Origin of the sequence: Streptomyces spiramenti (assembly GCF_012034385.1) — a bacterium.
Taxonomy (GTDB): domain Bacteria; phylum Actinomycetota; class Actinomycetes; order Streptomycetales; family Streptomycetaceae; genus Streptomyces; species Streptomyces spiramenti.
Window position 1 is genome coordinate 1 of record NZ_JAAVJB010000183.1, and the last position, 10,850, is coordinate 10,850.

At 72.2% G+C, this 10,850-nt stretch carries 7 protein-coding genes and 1 tRNA gene; all 8 read left to right on the top strand.

The genetic code is table 11. The features are described 5' to 3' along the window. The first annotated feature begins 129 nt into the window (after positions 1 to 129). Positions 130 to 801 (top strand): DciA family protein, encoded by a 672-nt coding sequence (locus tag HCJ92_RS18460; RefSeq protein WP_167934729.1) that lies wholly within the window; start codon positions 130 to 132, stop codon positions 799 to 801. 640 nt (positions 802 to 1,441) lie between these two features. Continuing rightward, positions 1,442 to 3,499 carry a DNA topoisomerase (ATP-hydrolyzing) subunit B gene (gyrB, locus tag HCJ92_RS18465; protein ID WP_420824739.1) on the top strand — a complete coding sequence of 686 codons (2,058 nt, stop codon included), beginning with the start codon at positions 1,442 to 1,444 and terminating at the stop codon, positions 3,497 to 3,499. Positions 3,500 to 3,684: 185 nt separating this feature from the next. Continuing rightward, positions 3,685 to 6,366, top strand: coding sequence for a DNA gyrase subunit A (gene gyrA / locus HCJ92_RS18470; protein WP_275942316.1), 2,682 nt, complete (start codon positions 3,685 to 3,687; stop codon positions 6,364 to 6,366). A gap of 38 nt (positions 6,367 to 6,404) precedes the next feature. Continuing rightward, positions 6,405 to 7,187, top strand: coding sequence for a DUF3566 domain-containing protein (locus HCJ92_RS24420; RefSeq protein ID WP_420824740.1), 783 nt, complete (start codon positions 6,405 to 6,407; stop codon positions 7,185 to 7,187). Positions 7,188 to 7,601: 414 nt separating this feature from the next. Continuing rightward, positions 7,602 to 7,678, top strand: a tRNA-Ile gene (locus HCJ92_RS18480). A gap of 176 nt (positions 7,679 to 7,854) precedes the next feature. Continuing rightward, entirely contained in the window at positions 7,855 to 8,067 is a 213-nt protein-coding gene (locus tag HCJ92_RS18485; protein WP_167934731.1) for a hypothetical protein, read from the top strand. Between the two features lie 396 nt (positions 8,068 to 8,463). Further along, on the top strand, positions 8,464 to 8,604 hold the full coding sequence (locus tag HCJ92_RS24425) for a DLW-39 family protein (RefSeq protein ID WP_168087416.1): 141 nt from the start codon (positions 8,464 to 8,466) through the stop codon (positions 8,602 to 8,604). A gap of 182 nt (positions 8,605 to 8,786) precedes the next feature. Beyond that, positions 8,787 to 10,850 (top strand): VWA domain-containing protein (locus HCJ92_RS25420; protein WP_338054246.1); only part of this gene is annotated, 2,064 nt, incomplete at its 3' end.

The following is a 10,850-nucleotide window of genomic DNA, read 5'->3' on the forward strand; positions in this document are numbered from 1 at the left end:
CCCGTGTCTGAAGACGCTGGTCACCCAGGGGTGGTTGACCGAGGAGCCCGGAGCGGACAGCGACGAGGCGCGTGGCGCGTCCCTCGGCGGACGACTCGGGGACGTGGTCCGACGAGGGGCCGGTGCGCGATGGCTGAGACCGGAGCGGGACGCGGTGAGGGCCGCGAGCAGGAACGTCTCTTCGGCACCGGACCGCGCTCCGACGGCACCGGGCCGGGCAGCGGTGCGGAGGGCAACGCACCCGCCGGACAGGGTGCACCGTCCGGGCCGGGCGCCCCCGCCGGACCGAGTGCCGCCACCGGTGGTGACGGCCCGACCGGCGTCGACCTGGCCCGGGTCGCGCTGCGGGCAGCGCGGCAGCGGGCGCGGGAACGTGGTGCGGGGCGCACCCGGCAGAGCCGCACCCCGGCGCTGCGCTCCGGCGCCCGACCGGGCGGGCGCGACCCGCTGAAGCTGGGCGCCGCCTTCGACCGGCTCAAGTCGGAGCGCGGCTGGGAGATGCCGATCGCGGTCGGCGGGGTGTCGGGGCGCTGGCCGGAGGTGGTCGGTCCCGAGATCGCCCAGCACTGCGAGCCGGAGGGGTACGACGAACGGGAGCGGGTGCTCACCGTGCGGTGCGACTCCACGGCTTGGGCAACCCAGCTGCGACTCCTGGCACCGCAGTTGCTGGTCCGGCTCAACGGGGAGCTGGGCACCGGCACCGTCAGGCTCATCAAGGTCAAGGGACCCAGCGGCCCCGCGCGCACGCCCGGGCAGTGGCGCGCCCCCGGCAGCAAGGGACCGGGCGACACCTACGGCTGAGGGTCTCCCCCGCTGCCGGTTGCCGTCGCGCCCACCGGGCCTGCCGCGCTGTTCCGAGGCGGCACGCGCCGCCTCCGGCGACGCGGCGTCGCGCGCATCTCACCGCCGCTGTGCCCGGGGGCCCCGTCCTCCCGCGACCGGCCCCGGCCCGAAGGGGTGCTCGACGGCGGGGCGCCCCCGGACGCCGGTGTCCGATGCACCCGGGACCCGCATAGGCAACTGCCCGTAGCGGAACCGCTACCGCACCACCCGCCCCTGTGAGTGTGACGCGAGTCACGTCGGGGCCGTCGGTGCTCGCCCCGGTTGCCCGGCGGGGTGGGGCTCCCCCGCATTCCCGCCCCGTGCGGCCCGGGAACGGGCTGGGGATCGGGTGGTTCGAGGGGTATGCGGCGCATTTGTGCGCACGGAGTCGACTCGTCGCTGTGCGCCGCTGTGAGCGTTTCCTGGGGTGGGTGCCCATATGGGGAGTTGGTAGCGGCCGGTTCAGGGCATCACATGTGCCCTCAGGGCCCGGCAAAGCCCCATTGGTGTCGGTGGTGGCGGTAGAATGGGGCAACCGCCTTTTCGCGGACCCTGTCGAGTGACACGGCCGTTCCGGTGCGCCCGGAACGTCGCCGTCCTGTGCCAGAAAGGGCGCTCCGTGGCCGATTCCGGCAACCCCAACGAGAACGAGCCCGCCACCACCTCCGCGGACGCCGCGCCGGTGGTGGCCGACCATGTGGTGGAGGCGTCGTACGACGCCAGCGCCATCACGGTCCTGGAGGGGCTGGACGCGGTCCGCAAGCGGCCCGGCATGTACATCGGCTCCACCGGCGAGCGGGGCCTGCACCACCTCGTCTACGAGGTCGTGGACAACTCCGTCGACGAGGCCCTCGCGGGTCACGCCGACACCATCGACGTCACGCTCCTCGCCGACGGCGGCGTCCGGGTGATCGACAACGGCCGCGGTATCCCCGTGGACATCGTCCCCTCCGAGGGCAAGCCGGCCGTGGAGGTCGTGCTCACCGTGCTGCACGCGGGCGGCAAGTTCGGCGGCGGTGGCTACGCCGTCTCCGGCGGTCTGCACGGCGTGGGCGTCTCCGTCGTCAACGCCCTCTCCCGCCGGGTCGCGGTGGACGTGCGACGCGACGGCTTCCGTTGGTCGCAGGAGTACTCGCTCGGCGTGCCCGACGCGCCGCTGGCGAAGAACGAGGCGACCGACACCGCGGGCACCTCGGTGACGTTCTGGGCCGACGGCGACATCTTCGAGACCACCGACTACTCCTTCGAGACGCTCTCGCGGCGCTTCCAGGAGATGGCGTTCCTCAACAAGGGACTCACCATCTCCCTGACGGACGAGCGCGAAGCGGCGAAGCAGACGGTGGGTGCCGACACCGCGGGCACCGAGGACGACGACGTCGCCCGCCACGTCACGTACCACTACGAGGGCGGCATCTCCGACTTCGTGCGGCACCTCAACTCCCGCAAGGGCGAGCCCGTGCACCCCTCGGTGATCGACATCGGCGCCGAGGACAAGGAGCGGATGCTCTCGGTCGAGGTCGCCATGCAGTGGAACACCCAGTACAGCGAGGGTGTCTACAGCTTCGCGAACACGATCCACACCCATGAGGGCGGCACCCACGAGGAGGGCTTCCGCGCCGCGCTGACCGGGCTGGTCAACCGCTACGCCCGCGACAAGAAGCTGCTGCGCGAGAAGGACGACAACCTCGCCGGTGAGGACATCCGCGAGGGTCTGACCGCGATCATCTCGATCAAGCTGGGCGAGCCGCAGTTCGAGGGCCAGACGAAGACGAAGCTCGGCAACACCGAGGCCAAGACCTTCGTTCAGAAGATCGTCCACGAGCACCTCACGGACTGGCTGGACCGGAACCCGGTCGAGGCCGCGGACATCATCCGCAAGAGCATCCAGGCCGCCACCGCGCGGGTCGCCGCCCGCAAGGCCCGCGACCTCACCCGGCGCAAGGGCCTGCTGGAGACGGCGTCGCTTCCCGGCAAGCTCAGCGACTGCCAGTCCAACGACCCGGCCAAGTGCGAGATCTTCATCGTCGAGGGCGACTCCGCCGGTGGCAGCGCCAAATCCGGTCGCGACCCGCAGTACCAGGCCATCCTGCCGATCCGCGGCAAGATCCTGAACGTGGAGAAGGCCCGGATCGACAAGGTCCTCCAGAACACCGAAGTACAGGCGCTGATCTCGGCGTTCGGTACCGGTATCCACGAGGACTTCGACATCGCGAAGCTCCGCTATCACAAGATCATCCTGATGGCCGACGCCGATGTCGACGGCCAGCACATCAACACCCTGCTGCTGACGTTGCTCTTCCGGTTCATGCGTCCGCTGGTCGAGGCCGGCCACGTCTACCTCTCGCAGCCCCCGCTCTACAAGATCAAGTGGGGCCGGGACGAGTTCGAGTACGCCTACTCCGACCGCGAGCGCGACAGCCTGATCGACCTGGGCCGCCGCCAGGGCAAGCGCATCCGTGAGGACTCCATCCAGCGGTTCAAGGGCCTGGGCGAGATGAACGCCGAGGAGCTGCGGATCACCACGATGGACCGCGGCTACCGGCTGCTGCGCCAGGTCACGCTCGACGACGCCGCCGCCGCGGACGACCTCTTCTCGGTCCTGATGGGCGAGGACGTCGAGGCCCGCCGGACCTTCATCCAGCGCAACGCCAAGGATGTCCGCTTCCTGGACATCTGAGGGACGGCCCCCGGGCAGGCGCCCGGGGGCCGCCCTGCGCGGCGGGGACGGCGGTGCCGGTCATCCGGCCGCCGCCCACCGGCCGCCGGGTGACCGGCGCCGGAGTCCGTCGCTCCCACATCAGCCGTAGCCACACCAGTCGAAGTCGTAACGCCTCGCAGCTCGAACGGATCGGACGCTCACCCATGGCCGAGGACAACAACCCCACCCCGGACGGCGACGCCACACCCCCGCCCACCGGCGACATCGAGGCGCCCGTCGCGCTGCTGGCGCCCGAGGACGGGCAGCGCGTGGAGCCGGTCACGATCGAGATGGAGATGCAGCGCTCCTACCTCGACTACGCGATGAGCGTCATCGTCTCCCGGGCGCTCCCCGACGTGCGGGACGGCCTCAAGCCGGTGCACCGCCGTGTGCTGTACGCGATGTACGACGGCGGCTACCGCCCCGAGCGCGGCTTCTACAAGTGCGCACGCGTCGTCGGTGACGTCATGGGCACCTACCACCCGCACGGCGACACCTCCATCTACGACGCCCTGGTCCGCCTGGCCCAGCCGTGGTCGATGCGGATGCCGCTGGTGGACTCCAACGGCAACTTCGGTTCCCCGGGCAACGACCCGGCCGCGGCGATGCGGTACACCGAGTGCAAGATGGCGCCGCTGGCCATGGAGATGCTCCGGGACATCGACGAGGAGACCGTCGACTTCCAGGACAACTACGACGGCCGGAACCAGGAGCCGAAGGTCCTCCCGGCCCGCATCCCGAACCTGCTGATCAACGGCTCCGCCGGTATCGCGGTCGGCATGGCGACCAACATCCCGCCGCACAACCTCCGCGAGGTCGCCGCCGGCGCCCAGTGGTTCCTGGAGCACCCCGAGGCGAGCTCCGACGAGCTGCTGGACGCCCTCATCGAGCGGATCAAGGGCCCGGACTTCCCCAGCGGCGCGCTGGTCGTCGGCCGCAAGGGCATCGAGGAGGCGTACCGCACCGGTCGCGGATCGATCCCGATGCGCGCCGTCGTGGCGGTCGAGGAGGTCCAGGGCCGGCAGTGCCTGGTGGTCACCGAACTTCCCTACCAGGTGAATCCGGACAACCTCGCGCTGAAGATCGCCGACCTCGTCAAGGACGGCCGCGTCGGCGGTATCGCCGACGTGCGGGACGAGAGCTCCTCCCGCACGGGTCGGCGACTGGTGATCGTCCTCAAGCGGGACGCCGTCGCCAAGGTCGTGCTGAACAACCTCTACAAGCACACCGATCTCCAGACCAACTTCGGCGCCAACATGCTGGCGCTCGTGGACGGCGTGCCGCGGACCCTGTCGCTGGACGCGTTCATCCGCAACTGGGTCGCGCACCAGATCGACGTCATCGTGCGGCGCACCCGGTTCCGCCTCCGCAAGGCCGAGGAGCGCGCCCACATCCTGCGGGGCCTGCTGAAGGCGCTCGACGCCATCGACGAGGTCATCGCCCTCATCCGTCGCAGCCAGACGGTGGACGAGGCCCGCCAGGGCCTGATGGGGCTGCTGGCGATCGACGAGATCCAGGCGAACGCGATCCTGGAGATGCAGCTCCGCCGCCTCGCGGCCCTGGAGCGGCAGAAGATCACCGCGGAGCACGACGAGCTGCAGATCAAGATCGACGAGTACAACGGCATCCTCGCCTCGCCCGAGCTCCAGCGGCAGATCATCAGCCAGGAGCTCGCGGCCATCGTCGACAAGTTCGGCGAGGACCGGCGCTCCAAGCTGATCCCCTTCGAGGGCGACATGTCCATCGAGGACCTCATCGCCGAAGAGGACATCGTCGTCACCATCACCCGCGGCGGCTACGTCAAGCGGACCAAGGCCGACGACTACCGGGCGCAGAAGCGCGGCGGCAAGGGCGTGCGCGGCACCAAGCTGCGCGAGGACGACATCGTCAACCACTTCTTCGTCTCCACCACGCACCACTGGCTGCTGTTCTTCACCAACAAGGGCCGGGTGTACCGCGCCAAGGCGTACGAGCTGCCGGACGCGGGCCGGGAGGCGCGCGGCCAGCACGTCGCCAACCTGCTGGCGTTCCAGCCGGACGAGAAGATCGCCAAGATCCTCGCCATCCGCGACTACGACGCCGCGCCCCACCTGGTCCTCGCCACCAAGTCCGGCCTGGTGAAGAAGACGCCGCTCAAGGACTACGACTCGCCCCGCGCCGGCGGTGTGATCGCCGTGAACCTGCGGCAGATGGAGGACGGCCGCGACGACGAGCTGATCGGTGCCGAGCTGGTCTCGTCCACGGACGACCTGCTGCTGATCAGCCGCAAGGCGCAGTCCATCCGCTTCACCGCCACCGACGAGTCGCTCCGCCCGATGGGGCGGGCCACCTCGGGCGTGAAGGGCATGAGTTTCCGCACGGACGACGAGCTGCTGTCGATGAACGTCGTGCGGCCGGGAACGTTCGTTTTCACCGCCACCGACGGCGGATACGCCAAGCGCACGCCGGTGGACGAGTACCGTGTGCAGGGTCGCGGCGGTCTCGGGATCAAGGCGGCGAAGATCGTGGAGGACCGTGGGTCCCTCGTCGGCGCGCTCGTCGTCGAGGCCACGGACGAGATCCTCGCCATCACCCTCAGCGGAGGAGTGATTCGCACGCGGGTCAACGAGATCAGGCAGACCGGCCGTGACACGATGGGCGTGTCGCTGATCAACCTCGGCAAGCGGGACGCCGTGGTCGGAGTCGCCCGCAACGCAGAGGCCGGCCGCGAGGCCGAAGAGGTCGAGGCAGTGGTCGGTGGTGGCGGTGACGCCGCCGAGGCCGACGACCTCGGTACCACCGCGACCGGCGGTGACCCCGGTGACGCCGTGAACGGGACCGCGGACGACGCCGGCGCAGGCCAGTGACGCTCGCCCCGACTCGGAACCGCACCAAGGAGTAAGCCGTGAGTGGAGCCCCGGGCGCGCCCGGCCGCGGTGCGGAGGACGACAGTCCCCGCACGGCAGAACCGACCACCATCACGGACGGCGCAACGGGCGCCGACCCCGGGGGCGACCGCTCCCGGTCAGCGACGACTCGTGGGGGGACCACGATGACCAGGCCCACGGACTCCTACTCCCAAGGTGGCCAGGGAAACCCCCAGCAGGACCAGCACTACCGGCCGCCGCAGGCGTACCCCGCGCCGGCCGGTGGTGCGGCGGGCGGCGACGCGGGGAAGAGCGGGCCGCGGCCCGACGAGACCACGCAGCTACGCCCGCAGAAGCCGGCCCGGATCACCGGGCCGGGGCAGCCCGCCCAGCCGTCCCGGCCGCCGCAGACCGAGCGCAAGGCCCGGACCGGGGCCCGCGTGGTGCCCCGCGTCCGGAAGGCGCGGCTGCGCGTCGGGCGGGCCGACCCGTGGTCGGTCATGAAGGTCAGCTTCCTGCTGTCCATCGCGCTCGGCATCTGCACCATCGTGGCGGTGTCGGTGCTGTGGCTGGTCATGGACGCCATGGGCGTCTTCTCCAGCATCGGTGACCTCATCAGCGAGGCGACCGGTACGGAGGAGGGCGGCGGGTTCGACCTCCAGGCGTTCCTGTCGCTGGGCCGGGTCCTGACCTTCACCGCCGTCATCGCCATCATCGACGTGGTGCTGGTCACGGCGCTCGCGACGCTGGCGGCGTTCATGTACAACCTCTCCGCCGGCTTCGTCGGCGGTGTGGAGCTGACGCTGGCCGAGGACGAGTGACGGCGTTCTCGGAGGCGAAGCTGCCAACGGGGGGTGCGTCGGTGCGGGCGACCAACGGTGGACGGGGTGTCGTGACGGCGGCACCCCACCCGCCGGCCCGCTGAGACGGACGGCGAACGGCCCGGTTCCCCGCGAGGGGGCCGGGCCGTTCGTCGTTCCCGCGCGGTGTGCGGGGCGCGGCGTTCTTCCCGCTGTGCGCGGGTTGGGGGGCCCGGGTTGTCGGTTGGCGGGCGGCGCCGGTCGGCGGGCGGTTCGCTCTCCGGGCGGCCGTCCGGCCGAGGCGGACCGGGCGCCGGCGACGGGCCGCCGAGGGCCCTCGGACACCCCGTCCACCGGCGCATGGACGCCGTGACGGCGGCAGCGGAACCGATTTGGGGGCGGGGCCGACCATGCGCTAATCTTTCGGAGCAGCGCGGGGCTATAGCTCAGATGGTTAGAGCGCATCCCTGATAAGGATGAGGTCACAGGTTCAAGTCCTGTTAGCCCCACCAGCGCAGAAGCCCCCGACCGGGACCGGTCGGGGGCTTCTGACATCCACGGCTGACGCCAGCGGTGCCTTCGGCGTCGGGAGCGCTCTGCCTCCGGGGCCGTGGGGCGGCCCGGCCGCTCGGGAGGGGGAGGGCCTCTCTGGAGAGTTCCGGTTCAGCTGGGTACTGTCCGGCTCGGGGTGGGCGACGGTCGCAGGTCCGACGGGGCGTCGGACCACACGGACCACGTCGGCTACTGCACCGAAGCGCCGGGCGACCCTCTGGGCACGGCGGCAGGGCTCTACGGGCCGGTCCGGACGAACCGGGTGTCGTTCGCCATGGAGCCGCAGGAAGTGCGCTGGGTGTTCCGCGTGCGCGGCTCGCAGGTCGACATCGTGCGTGGGGCGGGGTGACGGAGGTCACCGTGTTGTCGTCCGGTGGGCCCCGCCGGCCGCCGGGAAGGTCGTGCAGGTGGTTGGGGCCCAGTGCGTCGCGGTCGGGGTGGCCGGTCGGTCCGTGGAGCTGTCTCTCCGGGGCCCGGCGCGCCGGTAGGGCGGCTGCGGGGCGCGGAGGGGCTTGTCGCGACCGGTCCGTCGGTACGGGCGCCGGGGCAAGCCGCCCAGTCCGTCGGCCGGTTGGGGGCGCCGGGGGGGCGGCGGGGGGCCGGAACGGCCCGACGGCTGCGGTGGTGCGGCGAATCGCGTCAGCCGGGTGGGTGCGCGGGTGTGGCCGGGGCGGGTTCGGGGGCGTGCTTTCGGTATCATCGGGCGCCAGATGGTCCGATCGTCGAAGAAGGATGAGGTAGCGCGGTGAAGAAGCTCCTCCTGGTCGCACTGGTCGCCGTTGGCGGCGTCCTGGTGTACCGCCAGATCCAGACGGACAAGGCCGACCAGGACCTGTGGATGGACGCGACTGACACCGTGCCCCCCACTGGTTCCACTGGCGCCTGAGGTCCCGCAGACCCCCCCCGGAGGGCTCCCGGCCGTTCCTCGGCCCGGGGGCCCTCCGGTGTTTGCCGGAGAGGTGATGCCGGTGGGGCGCCCGCACAGCGCGGGTGTCCCACCGGCATCGTCCGCTGTGGCGAGACCGTGACACCACTCCCCCTTGTCGTGTGCTCCAGCAAACTCATACCGTGGCTCCCGTACCTGGTCACAGCGTTACCGAGGGGGACGGGCCGATGCGGGACGGGGGCGCCGCCGGCGCGGTCGGAAACGGGCGGGCCGGCGTGTGGAGGGTCGCGGTCGGGTTGGGGGCACTGCTCCTGCTCGCGCCGACCGCCGGTGCGGCGCACGCCGCTCCGACCGAGCGGCTGCTCCCGGCGCAGCAGGCCGACGGAACGGCGGGCTCCGGTGACGCGACCGGGCTGCTGATGGTGCTCGACGCGTCGGGGTCCATGGCGGAGGACGACGGATCGGGCGGCACCCGGATGGAGGCGGCCCGCGAGGCCCTGTCGACGGCGGTGGACGCCCTCCCCGACGGACATCCCACCGGGCTGCGGCTGTTCGGCTCCGAGAGCAGCAGCTGCACCGACACCACGCTGGTCCACCCGGTGCAGCCGCTGGACCGCGACGCCCTGCGGGAGGCACTGGGCGACACCGGCCCCACCGGCAACACCCCCACCGGCCTCGCGCTGGAGAGCGCCGCGGACGACCTGCCCGACACGCCGGCGGGCGCCCTCGGCCGCCGGACGATCCTGCTGGTCTCCGACGGCGAGTCCAACTGCGACGGGCCGCCTCCCTGCGAGGTGGCCGCGGAACTTGTCGGCAACGGCGTGGGGTTGCGGATCGACACCGTCGGCTTCCGTATCGGTGAGGAGGGTCGTGCCGAGCTGGAGTGCATCGCCGAGGCCGGGCACGGCACCTACTACGACGCCCCCGACGGCGAGGCGCTCGGCCGTGAACTGGAGCGCGCTGCGCGGCTCTCCGCGGACGGGTACCGGTTCGAGGGCGACGCTGCCGAGGGCGGCGCCGACCCGGACGCGGCGCCCCTGCTGGAGCCCGGTCAGTACCTCGACACCATCGGCCCGGACGAGACCCGCTGGTACGCGGTCGAGCTGGACGCGGCCTCCGCCGCCGACCTGTCGGTGACCGCGGTGCCTCACCCCGGTGTGACGGTCGACCGGAGGGACGGTCTCGCGCTGCGTCTGGAGGACACCGCGGAGAGCCCGCGGCGGTGCGACAGCGCCGATGTCGCCTTCGGCAACGACGAGGGTGCCATGGTGCTGACCCAGTCGGTGGGCCGCATCCCCTCCCCGGCGGGCGGATCCGCCTGCGACGAGGCGGGCCGCTACGCGCTGAGCGTGACCCGGTCGAGCGAGTCCGACTCCGACACGGCCCACTGGCCGGTGGAGCTGCGCTTCGCCGTGGAGGAACCGCTGGCGGCGGAGGTGCGACCGGCGGCGTCCGCGACCGACTACGGCGCGGCGGGGGCGGCGGCCGAACTCCCCACCGCCGGGCCGGAGGACGTCACCGGCGGCACGGGCTTCAACGACGCCGCCGAGCTCGGTCCGGGCGCCTGGCGCGACCAGTTGCTCCCCGCCCAGACCCGCTGGTTCAAGGTGCCGGTCGGCTGGGGGCAGCAGCTGCGCTATCGGGTCGAGTTCGGGAACGAGCCGACCCAGCAGTCCGGTTCGGCCTCCTCCTACGTCAGTACGGCCGCCTACGCGCCCCACCGGGCACCGATCGGGCGGGGCGGGTTCACCGTCGACCGCGCCTACCGCGGCGAGCCGCTGGCGGTGGAGCTGGGCACCGTCCCCGTGACCTGGACCAACCGGTACGAGTCCGCCGCCGCCGCGTCCCCGGTGCGGATCGGCGGCGACTACTACATCGCGGTCTCGCTCGGGCCGGAGGCGGTCGCCGTCGCGCGCAACGCGGCGATCGGAGTGGTGCTGCGGGTGGACGTGCTCGGCGAGGAACTGAGCGGTCCCGAACACGGCGCGCCGCCGCTCGCCGGGGGCGACGGCCGTGACGCGTCAGCGGACGCCGACGCGTCCGGGGCGGGTCCGGACGACGATTCGGTCACCGCCGCAGACAGCGCCGAGGGCGACGGTGCAGGATGGACCGCGCCGCTGCTGGCCGCGCTCTCCGGCGCGGCCGGTGTGCTGCTGGTCGCAGCGGCGGTCGTCGGCACGTCCCGGCTGCGGCAGCGCGGCGGCCCCGGCGGCGGGGCGGCTGGTGGAGCAGTTGCTGGACCTCTC